Annotated in this window: 18 protein-coding genes; 12 read left to right on the top strand and 6 right to left on the bottom strand. The window is 35.7% G+C overall.

Going from position 1 to position 20522, the window contains the following annotated elements:
- Positions 1-8 precede the first annotated feature (8 nt).
- Positions 9-938 carry an NADP-dependent oxidoreductase gene (locus DU508_RS03430; RefSeq protein WP_115401433.1) on the top strand — a complete coding sequence of 310 codons (930 nt, stop codon included), beginning with the start codon at positions 9-11 and terminating at the stop codon, positions 936-938.
- A gap of 110 nt (positions 939-1048) precedes the next feature.
- Here DU508_RS03430 and mgrA read toward each other — a convergent pair whose 3' ends face one another.
- Positions 1049-2038, bottom strand: coding sequence for an L-glyceraldehyde 3-phosphate reductase (gene mgrA / locus DU508_RS03425; RefSeq protein ID WP_115401432.1), 990 nt, complete (start codon positions 2036-2038; stop codon positions 1049-1051).
- Between the two features lie 644 nt (positions 2039-2682).
- Between mgrA and DU508_RS03420 the strand changes: the two genes are divergently transcribed.
- Entirely contained in the window at positions 2683-3384 is a 702-nt protein-coding gene (locus DU508_RS03420) for a CoA transferase subunit A (RefSeq protein WP_115401431.1), read from the top strand.
- 49 nt (positions 3385-3433) lie between these two features.
- Positions 3434-4096 (top strand): CoA transferase subunit B, encoded by a 663-nt coding sequence (locus DU508_RS03415; RefSeq protein ID WP_115401430.1) that lies wholly within the window; start codon positions 3434-3436, stop codon positions 4094-4096.
- Positions 4097-4196: 100 nt separating this feature from the next.
- Here the strand turns inward: DU508_RS03415 and DU508_RS03410 are convergent, their stop codons facing one another.
- Both DU508_RS03410 and DU508_RS03405 read right to left on the bottom strand, forming a co-directional pair.
- The gene (locus DU508_RS03410) at positions 4197-4847 is read right to left on the bottom strand and encodes a uridine kinase family protein (RefSeq protein WP_115401429.1); all 651 of its coding nucleotides are present in this window, start codon (positions 4845-4847) and stop codon (positions 4197-4199) included.
- The gene (locus DU508_RS03405; protein ID WP_115401428.1) at positions 4844-6367 is read right to left on the bottom strand and encodes a muramidase family protein; all 1524 of its coding nucleotides are present in this window, start codon (positions 6365-6367) and stop codon (positions 4844-4846) included. The genes DU508_RS03410 and DU508_RS03405 overlap by 4 nt, the downstream gene beginning before the upstream one ends.
- A gap of 282 nt (positions 6368-6649) precedes the next feature.
- Between DU508_RS03405 and DU508_RS03400 the strand changes: the two genes are divergently transcribed.
- The 3 genes from DU508_RS03400 to DU508_RS03390 all read left to right on the top strand — a co-directional run bounded on the left by DU508_RS03400 (position 6650) and on the right by DU508_RS03390 (position 11522).
- Positions 6650-7129 carry a Dps family protein gene (locus DU508_RS03400; protein ID WP_115401427.1) on the top strand — a complete coding sequence of 160 codons (480 nt, stop codon included), beginning with the start codon at positions 6650-6652 and terminating at the stop codon, positions 7127-7129.
- 105 nt (positions 7130-7234) lie between these two features.
- Positions 7235-9070: a UbiD family decarboxylase gene (locus tag DU508_RS03395; protein ID WP_115401426.1), complete on the top strand. Its 1836-nt coding sequence runs from the start codon at positions 7235-7237 to the stop codon at positions 9068-9070.
- A 160-nt stretch (positions 9071-9230) separates the two neighbouring features.
- Positions 9231-11522, top strand: a complete 2292-nt coding sequence (locus DU508_RS03390; protein ID WP_147273584.1) for a hypothetical protein — start codon at positions 9231-9233, stop codon at positions 11520-11522.
- A gap of 64 nt (positions 11523-11586) precedes the next feature.
- Here DU508_RS03390 and DU508_RS03385 read toward each other — a convergent pair whose 3' ends face one another.
- Positions 11587-13125, bottom strand: a complete 1539-nt coding sequence (locus DU508_RS03385) for an OmpP1/FadL family transporter (protein WP_115401424.1) — start codon at positions 13123-13125, stop codon at positions 11587-11589.
- Positions 13126-13151: 26 nt separating this feature from the next.
- The gene (locus DU508_RS03380) at positions 13152-14111 is read right to left on the bottom strand and encodes a hypothetical protein (RefSeq protein WP_115401423.1); all 960 of its coding nucleotides are present in this window, start codon (positions 14109-14111) and stop codon (positions 13152-13154) included.
- 199 nt (positions 14112-14310) lie between these two features.
- Here DU508_RS03380 and proS point away from each other — a divergent pair, with 199 nt between their 5' ends.
- The 6 genes from proS to DU508_RS03355 all read left to right on the top strand — a co-directional run bounded on the left by proS (position 14311) and on the right by DU508_RS03355 (position 20274).
- On the top strand, positions 14311-15783 hold the full coding sequence (proS, locus tag DU508_RS03375; RefSeq protein ID WP_115401422.1) for a proline--tRNA ligase: 1473 nt from the start codon (positions 14311-14313) through the stop codon (positions 15781-15783).
- Positions 15784-15954: 171 nt separating this feature from the next.
- Entirely contained in the window at positions 15955-17094 is a 1140-nt protein-coding gene (locus tag DU508_RS03370; RefSeq protein ID WP_115401421.1) for a cystathionine gamma-synthase, read from the top strand.
- A gap of 105 nt (positions 17095-17199) precedes the next feature.
- Positions 17200-18051 (top strand): TIGR02757 family protein, encoded by an 852-nt coding sequence (locus DU508_RS03365; RefSeq protein ID WP_115401420.1) that lies wholly within the window; start codon positions 17200-17202, stop codon positions 18049-18051.
- 121 nt (positions 18052-18172) lie between these two features.
- Positions 18173-18787, top strand: coding sequence for a Crp/Fnr family transcriptional regulator (locus tag DU508_RS03360; RefSeq protein ID WP_115401419.1), 615 nt, complete (start codon positions 18173-18175; stop codon positions 18785-18787).
- Positions 18788-19363: 576 nt separating this feature from the next.
- Positions 19364-19522: a hypothetical protein gene (locus DU508_RS23760; RefSeq protein ID WP_158542121.1), complete on the top strand. Its 159-nt coding sequence runs from the start codon at positions 19364-19366 to the stop codon at positions 19520-19522.
- A 104-nt stretch (positions 19523-19626) separates the two neighbouring features.
- Entirely contained in the window at positions 19627-20274 is a 648-nt protein-coding gene (locus tag DU508_RS03355) for a response regulator (RefSeq protein WP_115401418.1), read from the top strand.
- 19 nt (positions 20275-20293) lie between these two features.
- Here DU508_RS03355 and DU508_RS23755 read toward each other — a convergent pair whose 3' ends face one another.
- Complete coding sequence (locus DU508_RS23755; RefSeq protein WP_158542120.1) at positions 20294-20470, bottom strand: hypothetical protein; 177 nt, start codon at positions 20468-20470, stop codon at positions 20294-20296.
- Between the last annotated feature and the right edge of the window lie 52 nt (positions 20471-20522).

Raw genomic sequence — 20522 nt, 5'->3', positions numbered from 1 at the left:
CCTAGCCTATGAAAGCGATAAGAATTCATGAATTTGGTGGCCCTGATGTTTTATCAATTGATGATATTCCAGTGCCAAAACCAAATAAAGATGAAGTGTTAATCAAAGTACACGCTACAAGCGTAAATCCTGTCGACTGGAAAATTAGAGAAGGACTAAGGAAGACAAAATTTCCTTCCAAGCTGCCTTTAACACTTGGGTGGGATGTTTCAGGCGTGATAGAAGAACTTGGAGAGAAGGTTGGAACTTTTAGAAAAGGCGATGAGGTTTATGGCAGGCCAGAACCCACAAAAAATGGTGCTTATGCAGAATATATTGTGGTGAATGCAAATCAGATCAGTATTAAACCTACAAATATCGGGCATACAGAAGCTGCTGCAGTACCACTTGCAGGGTTAACTGCCTGGCAAGGCCTTTTCGATCACGGTTTGTTAAAAGAGGGACAGAAGGTTTTGATTCATGCCGCTGCTGGTGGTGTTGGTACCTATGCCATTCAGTTTGCTAAATGCAAAGGCGCACATGTTATTGGCACTGCATCAGCACACAATATTGATTTTTTAAAACGTTTGGGAGCCGATGAAGTGATTGATTATAATATGGAAGATTTTGAAAAGGTTTTAAAGGATATTGATCTGGTACTGGATACTTTAGGTAGTGAAATACAATTAAAATCCATCGATGTTTTAAAAGCCGGTGGCAGATTGATTACCACTTTGATGCCCGAATATGTAGCAGAATCAAAAGCCAAAAAAGTGCATCTTATTGGTTTTACAGCACAATCAATTCCCGATCAATTAACAGAAATTGCCAAACTCATTGATAATGGAAAGGTAAAACCTATTGTGGAAAAAGTATTGACTTTAACTGATGCAAAAAAAGCTCAAATTGAAAGTGAGCAAGGACATACAAGAGGTAAAATTGTTTTACAGGTAGTTTAAATAGATTTAACGACTTGCTTTAAGCATCGGCATATCATTAAAAAAAGCACCAAAAGCATAACGAGATTTCTTGTCATGACTAATTGGTGCTTAACTTTTTGTAAAAGCGTTTATTTTAAAATTTCATCAATTATTCTAATCTCATCTGAAGTAAAGGTCGTATGATCTAAAGCCTTAATGGAATCGGTAATTTGTTCCGGTTTACTGGCTCCGATCAAAACCGTTGTGATTCTCTTGTCTTTCAGTATCCACGAAAGTGCCATATGCGATAGTTTTTGCCCACGTGATTTTGCTATTTCATTGAGTTTGGAGATTACTTCAACTTTTTCTGGCGTGATATTGCTCTCTTTTAAAAATACACCACTTGTTGCAACCCGTGAATCGGTGGGAATGCCATGTAAATATTTATCAGTTAATAATCCTTGCGCAAGTGGAGAAAAAGGAATACAGCCAACGCCGTTGTTTTCCAGAACGTCAAGCAACCCGTTTTCCACCCAACGTTCAAACATTGAATACTTTGGTTGATGAATTAAGCATGGTGTTCCATTTTTTCTTAGAATTTGGATAGCCTCTTCAGCTTCTTCTGCATTATAGTTTGAAATACCAACATAAAGTGCTTTTCCTTGTTGTACCAATAAACTTAAAGCACCCATCGTTTCTTCTAAAGGCGTTTCAGGATCAGGACGATGATGATAAAAGATATCAACATAATCCAATTTCATTCGCTTTAAACTTTGATCAAGGCTTGAAACCAAATATTTTTTTGATCCCCAGTCGCCATAAGGGCCATCCCACATGGTGTACCCAGCCTTACTGGAAATAATCATTTCATCACGATAACCATTAAAATCTTCGTGAAGAATTTTTCCGAAAACTTCTTCAGCGGAGCCGGGGGGCGGACCATAATTATTGGCTAAATCGAAATGGGTGATACCATTATTGAATGCTGTGTAAATTAAGTTTTTACTATTTTCGAACACGTTTACATGCCCAAAATTATGCCATAAGCCTAAAGATATTGCCGGCAGTTTCAACCCGCTGTTACCACAACGGTTATATAACATTTTCTCGTAACGGTTTTCTGAAATATTTTTGTTCATTTTATATACTGATAGTTGGCAAATTAAAGAGATTCTGATCAAAATCTATAATTTAAACTGAGTTAGGGTTAATATTTATGATATAAATAGCGATTTATTTCAGTTTTACCACCTGAAGCCAATAGCCTATTTAACGCTGGTATATCCCTCGATACTTTGCGGTTTTAAAAAGAACAAAATTGATGTAGTTGAAACTTGATGATTCACAATCGAAAATAACAGATACGAAAGATTTTTATGCAAATACTTACAATAGAATAAGAGGTCGTATATCAATCGCTAAGGGAAAAATTTATATCTGTAAGAGTAATGAAGCGATGATAGATAAGACTGATGAAAACCAAATAACTATTTTTTCTTCTTATTGCCCGGGCATTTCTTGCAGCGTTTCCCTTTCTTAAATTTCTCACAACACTTTTTGTGTTCTGCTGTGCAGCTAAAGATATATCCCATGCCTTTCTGAAATTCCGGATCGGTGGGTAGGATAAATATGTCTTCTTCTCTCTCGTAAATCATTGCAGCACAAAGGTAAGTGTTGTTTAGAACAATTCCAATTAAAAACTATTCTTAAGAGATTTAAAATTATTAATGCATGGTTTTTAAAGGCAATTAGTAATTTAGCAAACTAACCAAAATTTCGTAAAATGATAAATAAAGTTGTATCTGGTGCAGAAGAAGCCATAAAAGATATTTCAGATGGGGCAACGCTTATGCTTGGTGGCTTTGGGCTTTGTGGCATTCCGGAGAATTGTATCAATGCTTTAGTTAACAAACAGGTAAAAAATCTGATCTGCATATCAAACAATGCGGGAGTTGACGACTTTGGGATTGGGTTAATGCTTAAGCAGCGGCAGGTTAAAAAAATGATATCTTCTTATGTGGGCGAAAATGCAGAGTTCGAGCGGCAACTGTTAAGTGGAGAATTAGAAGTTGATTTGATTCCACAAGGTACATTAGCCACCCGTTGTTTAGCTGCGGGATATGGAATGCCTGCGATCTTTACCCCTGCGGGTGTTGGTACTGAAGTTGCTGAAGGCAAAGAAATTCGGAATTTTGGTGGAAAGGATTATTTAATGGAATATGCTTTCGACGCTGATTTTGCAATTGTAAAAGCCTGGAAGGGTGATACTGCCGGTAATTTAATCTTTCGGTCAACCAGTAGAAACTTTAATCCGGTTATGGCTATGGCGGGTAAAATTACCATTGCCGAGGTAGAAGAATTAGTGGAGGCTGGAGAACTTGACCCCGATTATATTCATACCCCTGGAATTTATGTTCATCGTATTTTTCAAGGTAAAGATTACGAAAAAAGAATAGAACAGAGAACGGTTAGAAAGGTTCAATAGTTCATTGGCATTCAATCAATCTCTCATTCAAAATTCACTCATTTCAATTATGTCATTCTCAAAAGAAGAAATTGCACAGCGTATAGCTAAAGAAATTAAAGATGGTTATTATGTTAACCTTGGAATTGGTATACCAACTCTGGTGGCCAATTACATTCCAGAAGGAATAAATGTTGTTTTACAATCAGAAAATGGCTTGTTAGGGATGGGACCTTTCCCATTTGATGGCGAAGAAGATGCCGATTTAATCAATGCCGGAAAACAAACGATTACCACTTTACCAGGTTCATCAATTTTTGATTCAGCCATGAGTTTTGGGATGATCAGGGCTCAGAAAGTAGACCTAACCATTTTAGGTGCTATGGAAGTTTCAGAAAACGGTGATATTGCGAACTGGAAAATTCCTGGAAAAATGGTTAAGGGCATGGGTGGGGCGATGGATTTAGTGGCATCAGCCAAAAACATTATTGTAGCCATGCAACATATCAACAAAGCAGGAGAGAGCAAATTATTGCCCAAATGTACATTACCGTTAACTGGTGTAAAATGCATTAAAAAGATTGTTACAGAGCTCGCCGTTCTGGATATATTGCCTGAAGGTGGTTTTAAGCTTCTGGAGCGTGCGCCTGGTGTAAGCATTGACTTTATTAAACAATCCACTGCTGGAAAATTAATAGTGGAAGGAGAGATTCCCGAAATGAGATTGGATTAATATGCGCTCCATGGTTAGTGGCGTGCCAACCATTTATATTATTTATCAAAGAAGTCGGGTTTTCAAAACCTGACTTCTTTGATATTGAATTTTCTCTTATCTATTGTACGTCTACTAAAATATTCCTTTTTAAATCATTGGAGATTTCTTCAGTGACTGCGATGATCTCTTCTGGTTCATCGGTATTGTTCATTACGATTTTATGGCACTGTTCCCTGTAAGGCAATAAATATTCCTTATAGGCGGGTACCACATGATTATACCATTTATATAAAACATCATCCTCAGGATAGCCACGTTCCAGGCCATCGCGTTTAATGCGTCTATCTAAAGCGATTTGTTCATCAGAATCAATAAAGATGGTATGATCAAGTAAAGCTGCAATCTCTTTAAAATGAAGGATGAAAAGCCCTTCGACAATAATAATAGGTGCAGATTTAATTTCTAAAATCTTTACCACAGCTAATGGGTTATTGAAATTGTATTCTTTTTTGTAAACAACTTCACCATTCATCAATTGCTTAATATCTTTTAAAAATTGTTCACTATCAATGGTAGAAGGGAGATCAAAATTATATAATTTGTTTTCCTCTTGTGTCATTTCACCAGCAGGAATATAGTAATCGTCCTGAGAAACTAAGGTTACTTCATCTTGTTTAAAATGATGAAGAAAGCAGTTTAAGAAAAATGTTTTACCGGAACCACTACCACCGGCAATACCTATTATAAAAGGTTTTTTGTTCGAACTCATTGAGCACTATATGTTAAATTGCAGAAAAAACGTTTGTCTAAAGCGCCTAATGAATCAGCAACGGCTTTAGTCATTACAATGATAACATCTTTTGTGGATTCGTTCTCTGTAAATTTACCAACAACTTTAGCGAAAGTGGTACGATTAGTCATTGGATTTGTAATCTTAATTACCCGGCCAACCGGAGCGGTGCGGTGCAAAACCAACATTTTCGAGCCATCTAAATCTGCATCCGCTATCCAAACAGCAGCGCCTTTTTCTTCAATCTGACTTAAACCATATACGCTTGGGTCACGGCGAAGCTTTGGATCTTTAACCATGGTGCTATCAGGTTCATTTTCTTGTTCTTCTCTTGAAAGTTCGTTGACCGATTTCGGTTGCGGAGGTTTTGGAATAATCAATTTCTGATCAACTTTAATTGAATTGTCAGTCAGGTTATTCGCTGTTCTGATTTGATAAGCTGTTAAATTATATTTTTTGGCAATGGTAAAAATATTTTCGCCGTTCGCAACAGTATGGATAAAGCTTTCCTCTTTCGGTAATACCGGATTTTTAGTTACCTGCTCAGCTTGTTTTTCTTTAGGCACCTGCACTTCTGTTATAATACCGCCCGGAACTTTTAATACTTGCCCGATGGTAATTGAATTGTCAGGTAAATCATTTAGTTTTCTTAACTGATATGCGGTAACTCCATATTGCTTAGCAATGGTAAAAATGGTTTCATTTCTTAAAACCGTATGTTTTCCGGCAGCATCTGCAGATTGGCTTTCCTGAACTGGTTTTTCTTCTGAGACACTGATCACTTTATTTTCTTCAATGTTTTTTGTAGCCGGAATTCTTAAAACCTGGCCTATTCGAAGGTTATTGTTGGTTAAATTATTTGCTTTTTTAACTTCTTCAACCGTTGTTCCATACTTTTCCGCAATTTTGTTCAAAAATTCCTTTGGCGCAACGGTATGCTCAATCATGGTTCCATCAGTTGATGTCGTATTATTTTCAGCTATAGGAGCAGAATTTACTTTTGCTGGTTGCGAAACTGATGAGGTTGAAGTTGAAACTTCAGCACCATTTTTTGGTGCAATTTTTAAAACCTGACCAATGCTTAAATTATTCCCGGTTAAATTGTTCAGGTTTTTAATTTCATTAATGGTGGTCCCATACTTTTCTGCAAGCATGTTTAAGTTTTCTTTAGCTTTAACGGTATGTTCAATAATGCCATTATTTGCTGATGAAACCTGAATTGTGGAGCCACTTGTTGATCCCCAGGGAATATTTGTAGGCACTTTGATAATTACACCAACCTGGAGATATTTGTTGTCATTAAAAGCCATAATGTCTTTAGGAGAAACATTATATCTTCTTGCAATAGAATAGTAGGTGTCTTTGGCTACAGTTTGATGAACGATAAGTTTCTTGCCATTATTGTTTTCAACGCCGATAGAGTCTCTACCCGTGTTTGCTTTAGCATTTGCAACGTTTAAAGCAAATAGAACAAAAGCAGATAAGTATATTTTGTGCATTTATTTTCTATAAATTTCTAAGTCAAAGAAAGCAATTATACGAATAATATTATTAACCATATTTACATCGCTAAGCCGATTTTAAGTAAAAATACAATGACTTCAATTTCATCTGAATGATATATAATTCATTAACAATTACTTGTGAAATGTTAAACTGATTCAATATTGATTAATAAACGAACTAATAAATAAGGTATTGTATAAACAGGAATTTAGATTAAAACTTTTGTAAATTTGGATTGTTAGGTACTCATCAAAAAACAAATAAAACTAATTAAAATGGATGCTAAAGAAATAAGCTTAAATGAAAAAGAGGTTAAACCAGTTGTTGATCTTTTAAATGACTATTTAGCTAATTATCATATTCACTATCAAAAATTAAGAGGTTGCCACTGGAATATAAAGGGGCAAAACTTCTTTACCCTTCACATTAAGTTCGAAGAACTTTATACCAATGCACAATTAACCATCGATGAAATTGCTGAACGTGTTTTAACTTTAGGTAAACCGCCACACAGCCGTTTTGCTGATTATATTAAAGAATCGCAAATCAAAGAAATTGATACCATTGGCATGAAAGATTTAGATATGGTTGATGCAGTTTTAGATGATATGGCTAAATTAATAGAAATAGAGCGAGAGATTTTGGATGCTACTGCTGAAGCCGGAGATGATGGATCGAATGACATGGTAAACCGTTTCATGCAATTTAAAGAAAAAAACACCTGGATGTTGCGTTCTTTCGCTGGAAAGAAATAATGTTTTAATAACAGGTTATTAGCCTTAGTTAAATGGAAGAATTGTAAAATCTGTTTATCTAAGGCTTTTTCGTTTCACAGAAGATCTAATTATTTATCTTTGGGCATGGCATATAAAAGTTTAGTAGAATGTGTTTCCGATTTAGAAAAACATGGTCATTTAATCAGAATTAAAGAAGAAGTAGATCCCTACTTAGAAATGGCTGCCATCCATTTAAGGGTTTATGAAAATCAAGGTCCCGCTTTGTTATTTGAAAAGGTTAAAGGGAGTCCTTTCCCTGCTGTTTCAAATCTGTTTGGAACGCTGGAGCGATCCAAATTTATCTTTAGAGATACCTTACCAAAAGTTCAGCAACTGGTTTCTTTAAGGAATGATCCCATAAAAGCTTTGAAAAATCCTTTTAAATATGCGGGCTCTGCCATGTCGGCATTATCCGCTTTGCCAATGAAAACACCTGCTGCCAAAGATAAATTCCTTAAAACCAGCATAAGTCAGTTGCCACAAATTATAAATTGGCCAATGGATGGAGGTCCGTTTGTTACGATGCCTCAGGTTTATACCGAAGATGTAGAGAAACCAGGAATTTTGAATGCAAACCTTGGTATGTATCGCATTCAACTTGGCGGAAACGATTACATTCAGGATAAAGAAATAGGGCTGCACTATCAGATTCATCGTGGGATTGGCGTTCATCAATCAAAGGCAAATGCAGCAGGACAACCTTTAAAAGTTAGCATTTTCGTTGGTGGGCCTCCATCTCATCCTCTAGCTGCAGTTATGCCATTGCCCGAAGGGTTATCGGAAATGACTTTTGCAGGCGCTTTGGGCAATAGAAGATTTCGTTATTTTTATGATGATGAAGGCTTTTGTATTTCTGCTGATGCCGATTTTATTATCACAGGAACGGTTTATCCTAATGAAAATAAACCCGAAGGACCTTTTGGTGATCATTTGGGATATTATAGTTTGACACATCCTTTCCCGTTAATGAAAGTGCATAATGTGTATCATAAAAAGGATGCCATTTGGTCCTTTACTGTAGTTGGTCGTCCTCCACAGGAAGATACCAGTTTTGGGGCATTAATTCATGAGATCACAGGCTCGGCAATTCCACAGGAAATTCATGGTTTGAAAGAGGTTCACGCAGTAGATGCTGCAGGTGTTCATCCCTTACTCTTTGCTATCGGAAGTGAGCGTTATACACCTTATTTAAAGGAACGAAGACCACAGGAAATATTAACCATTGCCAATCATATATTAGGGAAAAATCAATTAAGCTTGGCAAAATACTTGTTTATTGCAGCTAAAGAAGATGATGAAAATCTAAGTACCCATCATATTGAAGCCTTTATTACCCATATTTTAGAACGTGTTGATTTAACCAGAGATATCCACTTTTACACCAATACCACTATTGATACTTTGGATTATAGTGGAGATGGTTTGAATAGTGGTTCGAAAGTTGTAATCGCCGCAGCGGGAGAGAAGAAACGCAATTTGTGGAGCGAAGTGCCTTCTAATTTGAAACTATGCAATGGTTGTTACAAAGCACGTATTGCCATGCGTGGGGTAATGGTTATTGAATGCGATAAATATTTAAGTGCAGAGAAAACAGCAACAGAAATTGCCTTATTGAACATCTCTTTAATGGATCAGAATCTTTCCGGTTTGCCACTGATTATTCTTGCAGATGACTCGGCATTTACGGCAGCGAATATTGATAACCTGGTTTGGATCGCATTTACAAGAAGCAACCCTGCTGCTGACATTTATGGTGTAAACGATTTTACCATTAACAAACATTGGGGCTGCAAAGGTTCGCTCATCATTGATGCCAGAAAAAAACCTCATCATGCACCAGAATTGATAAAGGATTCTGCCATTGAGCATAAAATTGATCAGTTGGCAAAAGATGGAAAATCACTTCAAGGGATAATTTAATTGAAAAATTAAAATAATTTATTGATTTTTAGGTACATGATTCTCTATGGTTCCTAAATTTTGTAGTGCTTTTTGTTTTTTCATCTTAACGCTAACTTGTTGTTTCAAATCATCAGCTCAGCAACTTGACAGTGTCGCTTCTAATTTATATCATCACGGTTTGCAAAATGCAGAATCAACCTTATTTGTACACTTTGATAAGAACATTTATTCCAATAATGATCAGGTTTGGTTTACTGGTTACCTGCTCAAAACCATTACTAACTTAAATAATTACCATACTTTATATGTCTCTTTAGTAAACAATAAAGACAGTACAGTCGTTCTTCAGGATAAGTTCCTTATCGATAGCGGATTTTCTTTTGGAAATTTAACACTTCCAGATTCCTTGCCAGGTGGTTCCTATCGTTTTGTGGTCAGTACAAATATTAAAGTTAAAGGCGAAATCGATGGAGAATTTATTCAACCAATTTTAATAAAATCCACTACCAAAAATCCATTGATTGCAAATGTTTCCATTTTTAAATCGTACGATGAACAAACAAAAAACGGAACAGCTCTTCTCAAAATTTTAACAAGCGACAATCGATTTGTAGAAAACGCCGAAATTAAATATACCATCGGGCGAAATAAAATAATGAGAAGTGGAAGTGCGAAAAGCAGCGTTATTGGAGAACTGATGATCGACTTTCCTGCAGATAAAATTGAACCTGAGAATAATTTATTGACCATCAGTATTAAAAAAGATAATCAGCTGAGGTATATAAAATATGATTTGCCGATTTTTAAACCTAAAAAATATAAAGTTAACTTTTATCCTGAAAGCGGTTATTTGGTCAATGGATTGAATGGTAAGGTTGGATTTGAAGTTAAGGATTTAGAAAATAATGTGATTAAGCTGAGGGCTGTATTGTACCAAGGAAACAATGTGATAGATACCATAAGCTCGAATACTGTTGGTTTGGGTTCGTTTCATATTAAACCAAATATTGATAAAAAATACACCATTAAGCTTTTAACAGCAGATCAGGAAGAGTATTGGTTTGAATTACCGGAAATATTGAAGAACGGAGTTACCATTAATGCAAAGGATGTTGTTGCTGATAATGATTTAAGAGTACAATTACAGAGCAACATTAATACTAAAGTATATGCAATTGTGCATGATTATTTAAATGTTTCACTTCAAAGTGAATTTGATTTAAAGCAAATGTCAATTCAAAATGTGAAATTTAACCTCGATTCTGTTCCAATAGGATTAAATACACTCACAATTCTTGATAGTTCATTCAAGCCTGTTGCTGAACGAATTTTTTTTGCCCATTATGATCAGCTTAATCAATTACAAATCTTAACTGATAAAGAAGAATACAATACGAGAGATAGTGTTCAGCTTTCTTTAAAAGTAGCTTCAGGTATAAGTGCTTCCTTTCAGGGATTGGTTTCAATAGCTTGTGTTCAAACCAATCGGTTTTCAACTGCAAACAACATTAATATTGTGGATTACTCTTTGCTTGAAAAAGAACTGGTAAAACTACCGGTTAATCCGATGGGATTAAAGATTTCAGATCGGGATTTTCTCAATGATGTTCTTTTAATTAAAGGATGGCGGAAATATAAATGGCCATTAATTAAACAAAATGATTTAAAGAACAGGATATCAAGTGCTGAAGTTACAGGCCAGATACTCAAAGGGAAGAAAAAACCCGGAGAGCCAATAACGATAAATGCAATCACACAAAACACTATTCATTCTGTAACTAGTGATGATTCGGGTAGTTTCAATATCCCGTTCGAAAGTTTAATTACAACTGATAAGGATCAAATATGGTTAAATTTAGGCGTTAAAAATCCTGCAAACTATACTTTAACCATAAATGATCCGGTTAATGAAATAAAAAAACAGCTGCAAAAACAACATTACGAAACAGAAATAACCAGATCTATGATTGTGATCGACCATCAGAATATTTCTGCTCCAGGTGGAATCAATCTGAAAGAAGTTACAATTAAAGGTGGTCAGGATAATTTTACCTTTGTCTCTAATAAATGTGGCGATTATGTTTGTCCGTATAATATTTTAAATTGTCCAAACCATCAGTTTAACTCCACAAATAAACCGCCAATAGAAGGTAAATCATATTCGAACGGACGAGGGGGAACAATTGTTTATGGAGGTTGCAGAGATCAAGGGAACAAATCCAATATTTACATGCTTAAGGGGATAAATCTTCCCAAAGAATTTTATGTCTCTGATATTAAAAATAAGAATGAACCTATAAATTTTGCCACCGTATATTGGAATTACCAGAAACAATTGAACAATGAGGGAGAGGCCAACGTTACCTTTAATACAGGAGATTTAACAGGAAGTTTTAAAATTATTATTCAAGGAGTAACCAGAAATGGCGTAGTGTATGGCGAAAAGTATATTTCGATTAAGCATCCATAAAAAAACTCCCGAATTTAATCGGGAGTTTTAGTGTCTGCTAATTAAAATTTTAGTGGCCTGTTATTTAAAACCTCACTCCAAAAGTCACATAAACATTATCTGCTGTGTTTTTTAAGTTAGCAGTTGGACCTGCACTTGTAAAGTTATAATCTGGATAGTCGGCCGAAATGGTATAAGGAGAACTTGTCGAATCAAATTTAGTGTGTCTGTAAGTTACATCTAAATAATAATTATCAAAACGATAACCTAAGCCCCCACTGTATGAAGTGGTATTGATATCGATGTTTTTATAAGGTGATCCGGCATAGTTGAAACCTCCTCTAATCATAAATTGATCTACTACCTTAAATTCGGCACCAACTCTGTAGTTGAAATTTCCTTTATAAAGAGCAGCTATATCCCTGTTGGTATTTCTCTCTTCATTAACAAAATCAGAAGAGAAGTGTATGCTGCTGTAATCTACATACTCAATGTCTGCACTAATTAAGCCACTATTGCCAATGATGTAAGATGCACCACCGTTAACTCTATAAGGGGTTCTTAAACGATATTCAGAATCGTAAGTCTCTAATGCATTTGTATATTCTGGAATAGCAACTCCATTAGCTTGTTTGTACCTGGTGCTCAGGTTTTCAGAAAATCTATCTGTTAAGCTATACCATGTCGGTGTAATAAAACTTAACCCTAATCTCAATTCATTAACTGGTTTATATATTAAACCTAATTTTGCATTAATACCATTACCTTTGGTTTGTTGAATGGAGTTATATGCAAAACTGTAAGTTCCACCAGCAAATACTGGGTCCTGACCGGCAAAGGTTCTATTTGTACCACTTTCAGTATAGGCCCGGTCTGAAGTATAGTTAATGTTAGCTAAACCAACAGAAATACCAAGATATAATTTATTACCATAGTTGCCTGCCATTCCCAGATTAACCTCAGATTGAGAACCAGAACGGTTAATGATATTCTGCTGATTACTGTTTAAATTAGTTGTTGGAAAATATCCTGCTGGATCATATTCAATCAAGAAGTTTTTGTAAGCCATGCTTTCAAGTGAGCCCGGTGTAAGTGCATTGGTATTATTTGCAGGATTACCATTACCATAAGTAGTAGCTAAGTCTGCAAAATAATCTGCCATTGAACTTGTAGGGTTTACACCGCCATAAGTAATGTTGGTATTGAAGTTATTGGTTTTGTTGTAACCAATGCCAAAATTCACACTAACCCATCCTTCATTCAAATTTGATCCTTTAACTTTATTTACAGGAGAATAGAACACCGCCCCGATTTGATTGATTCCTACTCTGCTTTTGCTATCATCAATTCCATTGTTCAGGTATGAAGAGCCAACTTTAAAGTTATTAAATTCAGGAGTAAAGTTAAATTCCGATTTGGTAAAAAAACCTAAACCTGCCGGGTTAGATGATAAAGCACTAATGTCGCCACCTAAAGAAGTTTGAGCATTTCCCAAGCCTTTAAATCTTGAAGTAGATCCTTGCTCTGGTTGAGAAAAACGTAATACATCACTTGTGTATTGGGCATATAAAGAATTGCTGGCAAAAACTATTCCTGCCACAATTAATATTGATCTTAGTTTCATTTTATAAATATGTGTGTGTATTACAATTAGTTACCGCCTCTTGTTGGTCTGCCGCCGCCACCGCCGCCGCTGGTGCTTCCACCACCACCACCACCTGAAGATTGAGCAGGGGGAGGAGAGTAGCTACCACGATCTGGTCTGCTTGATGGTTGAACTGATTGCGGTTGAGGTTGTGGCCTGTAACTATCATCACGACTTGGTCTTGAACTTGTACCAGCCGGACGTCCGCTTACTGTTGAGTTGTTGCCGTTAGACCATCTTTCAGGACGGCCCGCGTTATTATTTACTGTTGAAGGTCGGCCGTAGTTGCCATTTGAAGGAATATTACTTGTTCCTCTGTTACCATACGCTCCACGGTTGTCGCCATCTCTGTTTGGTCTTGGTTTGTAATTGCTATTGGTATAAATGCCACCGCCATAATAGCCGCCGCCTACACCCCAGCCTCCACCGTACCAGCCGCCGCCCCAACCAAAGCGATCGTAGTATGAATATGGACCCCAGGCATTCCAGCCCCAATTGTTCCATCCGTAACCGAAATTGCCATAATAAAATGGATTGTTCCAGATGCTGCCATAGCCGAAACCACCGCCCCAGCCCCAGCCGCCAAGCCCAAAGCCTGTATTCCAGCCTAAGCCATAACCTAAATAGTTGGTTACGCCGTAACTATTTCCATAATAAAAGTTTTCGTAATAGGGATCGTAATATCCGCGCCAGCTGTAACCGTTATAAAATCGATTAATTCTGGATGAATAATCCATATCGTAATAAGGATTACTTGTTCCATAATATTCATCATCGTAATCAGGCTGGCCCTGCGCCTGAACCTGAGTTTGAGGTGGAACGTAAGCTTCTACCTCCCTCGCTTTCGCTACAGTATTATAAACATCATCATTAGCTTTTGTCTGAGCCAATTTTGATGTAGAGCATGATGCCACCAACCCGGCGGCGGCAATCATAACAATGGGTAAAAATTTAATTGGTTTCATTGTGTTTATATTTAGTTGTGTGTTGTACTAATTTACTAAAAAATAGATCAAATTTACTAAAAATCAACTATTTAATTAGTCAGATTTATGTATTTAAATAAATGCCGGCCGTTCATAATCGTTTTGTAGGCATAAATTTATAAATTTGTGATCGAATCTTACATTTTTTAACACACAAATTACGTTCCAAATACATAATATGAGCAAAGAAATTACAAGCAGAGACGCAGATTATTCGCAATGGTACAATGATATTGTTTTAAAGGCCGATCTTGCTGAGCATTCAGCAGTTAGAGGTTGTATGGTAATAAAGCCAAATGGCTATGCTATTTGGGAAAAAATGCAGGCTGTACTCGATAAAATGTTTAAAGATACAGGGCACAGTAATGCTTATTTTCCTTTGTTCATTCCGAAGTCATTTTTCTCTAAAGAAGCCTCTCATGTGGAAGGCTTTGCGACAGAATGTGCAGTTGTTACACATTATCGTCTTAAAAATGATGGTAATGGTAATATTGTAGTGGATGAAACCGCAAAACTTGAAGAGGAGTTAATTGTTCGTCCAACTTCAGAAACCATTATATGGAATACGTATAAAGGTTGGATTCAATCCTACAGAGATTTACCAATTTTAATTAACCAATGGGCAAATGTTGTACGTTGGGAAATGCGCACCCGGTTGTTTTTACGTACTGCAGAATTTTTGTGGCAAGAGGGGCACACTGCACATGCCACTGCTGAAGAAGCTATCGAGGAAACGGAACGCATGTTACACATTTATGCCGATTTTGCTGAAAACTGGCTGGCCGTTCCGGTAATTCGGGGAAGAAAATCTCCTAATGAAAGATTTGCAGGAGCACTTGATACTTATTGCATTGAAGCTTTAATGCAGGATGGGAAAGCCTTGCAGGCTGGCACATCTCACTTTTTGGGGCAAAATTTTGCAAAGGCTTTCGATGTTAAATTCACAGGTAAAGATGGGAAATTAGATCACGTTTGGGCAACCTCATGGGGCGTTTCTACCCGATTAATGGGGGCTTTGATTATGGCACACAGTGATGATTCAGGGTTGATTATTCCGCCAAAATTAGCACCAACTCAAGTGGTAATTGTGCCAATTTATAAAGGAGATGAAGATTTAGCAAAAATTTCTACTTACGTAAATGAGCTTACCATGCGTTTAAAAGGAATGGGTGTTTCCGTGAAATACGATGACAGAGATACACAACGTCCTGGATTTAAATTTGCAGATTATGAATTAAAAGGTATTCCTGTTCGCATTGCCATTGGTGGTCGTGATATGGAAAATAAAACCGTAGAAATTGCTCGCCGTGATACCAAAGTAAAACAAACAGTTCCTCAGGAAGGATTGGATATTTACATTGTGAAATTACTTGAAGATATTCAAACCAGTATGTTTAATAAGGCGTTGGCTTACAGAGATGAACATATCACCGAGGCCAATAGCTATGAAGAATTTAAAGCACTATTGGATGGCAAAGCAGGTTTCATTTCTGCACACTGGGATGGAACACCGGAAACCGAGCAAAAAATTAAAGAAGAAACAAAAGCAACTATTCGTTGTATTCCTTTAGATAATAAACTGGAAGATGGTGTATGCATCTATTCCGGAAAACCGTCTACACAAAGAGTATTGTTCGCAAGAGCATATTAGGTTAGTCTTGAGTCGTGAGTTCTTCCAGCTCACAACTTAGACAAGTCTTTGAATTGTTAATTTGGAGTTCTTGTTATCGATTTAAACGTTAATGTAAAAATAGTTTCAGAGATACAGATGTTTTGAAATCTTATCTCGATACTTGATACTCATATCTTGATACTATAAAAAATGAAATTCGGAACAAAAGCCATACATGCGGGTCAAGAGCCTGATCCAACAACTGGTGCTGTAATGACACCTATTTACCAGACTTCAACTTACTGGCAAAAATCTCCCGGAGATAATAAAGGATATGAATACTCCAGAGGAACCAATCCTACCCGGAAAGCTTTAGAAGACTGCCTGGCCGCTTTAGAGAATGCAAAATATGGTTTAGCTTTTTCAAGCGGCATGGGTGCAACCGACGCAGTATTGAAATTACTTCAGCCTGGTGACGAGGTTATTACCGGTAATGATTTATATGGAGGATCGTACAGGATCTTCACTAAAATTTTCACTAAATATGGTATAAAATTTCATTTTCTGGATCTTTCAAAACCAGAGAACATGTTACCGTATATCAATGATAAAACCAAACTGGTTTGGATTGAAACACCTACAAATCCAACAATGCAGATAATCGATATTGAAGGTGTTGCAAAAATTACCAAAGAGAAAAATCTTATTCTAACCGTTGATAATACTTTTGCATCTCCTTATTTGCAAAATCCTATTGATTTAGGCGCTGATATTGTAATGCACTCTGTAACCAAATATATTGGCGGCCATTCTGATGTAGTGATGGGAGCACTTATCACCAATGATGAGCTATTATATAAAGATCTTTGGTTTATTTATAATGCCTGTGGTGCAACACCTGGCCCACAAGATTCATTTTTAGTTTTAAGAGGGATAAAAACCTTGCATCTCAGAATGAAAGCACACTGTGAAAATGGCGAGCGTATCGCTCATTATTTAAAAACGCATCCTAAAGTTGATCAGATTTATTGGCCAGGTTTTGAAGATCACCCTAATCATGATGTGGCTAAAAGACAAATGCGGGGTTTTGGAGGAATGATTTCCATCACTTTAAAAGGAGCAGATTTAGAAGAAACCTTTAGAATTTCATCGAATTTCAAAGTATTCACATTGGCAGAATCTTTGGGCGGAGTAGAGTCATTAATCAATCACCCTGCAACCATGACACATGGATCTATCCCTAAAGAGGAGAGAGAAAAAGTTGGCGTGACAGATAATTTATTACGACTTAGTGTAGGCGTAGAAGATATAGATGATTTGCTTGAAGATTTAGAAAATGCCTTAAAATAAAATTGATCGGATTTCAGCTTCAAATAGGCTGTGTAGATATTTATTTGTCATCCAACTGATAAGCTCATGCATATTAATTGGATGACTTTTTAATATAAAGTAAGAATGGATTTTTTAGATCTTAAAAATTTTCTTGACAGTAAAGTAGAACAATATAATCAGCCCAATTTTATCGAAAATGATCCGATATGCATTCCCCATCTTTATCAAAAAAAACAAGATATAGAGATTTCAGGTTTTTTTGCAGCTGTTTTAGCCTGGGGCCAAAGAAAAACGATCATTAATAAATGTAAGGAATTGCTGGCCAGAATGGATAATGCACCATTTGATTTTGTATTAAATCATCAAGATCATGATCTCAAGAATCTGCTAAATTTCAAACACAGAACTTTTAACGATACTGATTTACTCTATTTTATATCTTTTTTTAAAACACATTATTCAACTTTTGAAAGTTTAGAACAAGCTTTTATTCCGCAGAAAGCCGTTTTTATCAGTGATTATATGGAAATAACAAATAATCACGATGGTGTCGGGTTATCATCAGCGGTTTGTTTATCAGGAGCGCTCAGTTTTAGTATCGAAGAATCTCTGAATTATTTCAGGGATTATTTTTTCTCATTAGAAGATTTTCCACGCAGAACGAAGAAACATATTTCCTCACCAAGGCAAAAATCTACTTGTAAACGATTAAATATGTTTTTAAGATGGATGGTTCGGCAAGATGATCAGGGTGTTGATTTTGGAATTTGGGAGACACTAAAGCCCCGAAATCTGATTTGTCCCTGTGATGTTCATGTGGATAGGGTAGGACGTTTATTAGGCTTAATCAACAGAAAGCAAACCGATTGGTTTACAGCTTTAGAATTAACTGATCATCTGAAACAATTCGATATAAACGACCCGGTTAAATATGATTTTGCTTTATTTGGGTTAGGAGTTGAAAAAATACTGTAAAAAGGACATAAAAATTGAGAAAAGTCAAAAAAAACTTCTTTTTTTCAATCAATATTTATATACTTACATGGTAATTCTAAAAAACCTTTAGAATAAAATCTATCCCTATAGTTATTTATAAATGATTGCAGTTAATTTATCTGATAAAGATAGGTGGAAGAAATACAATAATTTTTCTCCATTGATTTCAATTTTTAAAAAATTTCATCCGCTCAATGATGAGATAGAAATACGTATTAATCAACATACATTTCCCATTAGCTATAAAAAGCATAAATATCTGGTTTCTCCGGTTGATCGAAATAAATATCTCTTTCTTATTGTTAAAGGTGTTGTAAGAGGATTTATCAAAGATGGCAACAGTGAAATAACAACCTGGATTGCCAAAGAAAATGAAATTGTGGGAACAATCCGGAATTTATGGATTGATGGCGATTCAGAAGAATATTTACAGGCTTTGGAAGACGTTGATTTAATTGCGATTCCTCATGTACTTTCAGAATATTTATATGAAAACTTTGCCGAAGCAAATATTGTGGGGAGAAAGCTGATGGAAATTTATTATAGATCTGCAGAAGAGCGGGCATATTTATGTAGAATCTCATCGGCTGAAATGAGGTATAAAAGATTTTTAATATCTTTCCCAGATTTAATCAATCGCGTTTCACTCAAATATATTGCATCGTTTTTGGCTATAAGATTAGAAACTTTAAGCAGAGTTAGAGCCAAAATATAGCAATATTCCAAGCCGTCGCTTCATCATCAGAATATACATTCTTTAAATGGCTGAGATTATAAAAATCCCGGGTCATTTACCTTGTTTTAAAATTACATTTTTCATTAAAATCCATACAATAACACTATATGTGATTATAGTTGTTGATTATTGTCAACAAAACGCTCTTCTATTGCTATGTAATCAGATATCAAAAAAGTTATTCTCTTTTTTTGTTTACTTTGTAGTATTGGTAATACAGTTTTTGTTAATAATTGTACAATAAGCAACGTGAAAATGACACATTTTATGACTTTTTAAAACATTGGGTTTAGCCGCTGTTTTTATTAATGAGCGTGATTTAAATCAAATGATAACCGGTTTTTCAAATTGTTTATCGGATGATTTTTTCCTGATCAAATTTAAATGGGGCTTGATGCATGGAAATGAGAAACAAAAACAGAATTTACCTATATACATCATACAGGAAAATGAGTAAACTTTTTTAACATCCTCAATCACGTTTTATTAAAACTGAACGGCTAATAAGAATTGGACTGCAGGTGTCAGCGCTTTTGTGGTCAGCATTAGCGGCCAATGGCGTTGAGATATAAATTTGATGGGCTGCTGATATTGCCTTTTGATAAGGAATTTATTGCCCTGGCAAACTTGAATGATGATGTTGCCGCTACAAATAAAGAAGTGTATTGGAGTTTTTTAAGTGCAAAAAGTGTAAAAACATGTGAAATTGTATAATAATGTTTACATTTACAGGTATACAAAATAGTCTTTTTAATAATTAATTGCATACATCATCGCATAAAAAATATAACTTTAAGAATTGAATAATACTTAATATAATGAAATCAAAAAATACAGGAAGTACATTTACCGTACTGGTAGCAGATGATCATGAAATCATTCGTCGGGGATTAAAAAGTTTAATATCTGATTTTTGGGCTGGTGTTGAAATTATTCATGCCTCCACATTGGAACAGGCATTGGTTGAAACAGAAAAGTCGCCAAACCTGATTATCATCGATGTTAATTTGCCGGGCGGTAATAATTTGAAAGTAATTGATCAGATTAAATTGGTTCAGCCAAACGCTAAAATATTGGTTTTTTCATCTTTAAATGAAAATATTTATGCAGTTCCTTATTTAAAATCAGGTGCATCCGGATACTTAACTAAAAATGCCGAAGAATCTGAAATTGTAACTGCAATTACCACTATTCTGGCAGGAAGCCGTTACTCCAGTAGAAATGTTAAAGAAAATATGTTTAATAGCATTTTAGGTAACGATGCAGATAATCCTTTTACCAAACTATCTGGCAGGGAATTAGAGGTTGCTGAATTGCTTACCAAAGGCATTGGAGTATTAGAAATCTCGAACCAGTTGAACTTACAAATGGGAACGGTAAGCACCTATAAGCTTAGGCTCTTCCAGAAATTGAAGATTAAAAGTATTATTGAACTCGCTGAGAAAATGAGTATTTACGAAAAATAAAGGAGTGACCATCACTCCTTTATTTTCTGTTTTTATTTGTAGTTCCAACGCCGTTCTCATCACCTGATTCGTTCGGGGTAGTACCTGCCTGACCATATTTGTCAGAAGCCCCTTTTCCGTTTTGATCAAAACTGGCTTTTTCTTTAGAAGTGCCGCTTGATTTGCTTTTGCTATCTTCCGTTTTCTGTTTCTTCATAACTGTTTTCGTTTAATAAAACTTTACTGATACTAAAAATAAACAATGTTGA

The organism is Pedobacter chinensis, from assembly GCF_003339865.1.
In the GTDB taxonomy this organism is placed as follows: Bacteria; Bacteroidota; Bacteroidia; order Sphingobacteriales; family Sphingobacteriaceae; genus Pedobacter; species Pedobacter chinensis.
This window is presented reverse-complemented; position numbering and strand designations above follow the sequence as displayed.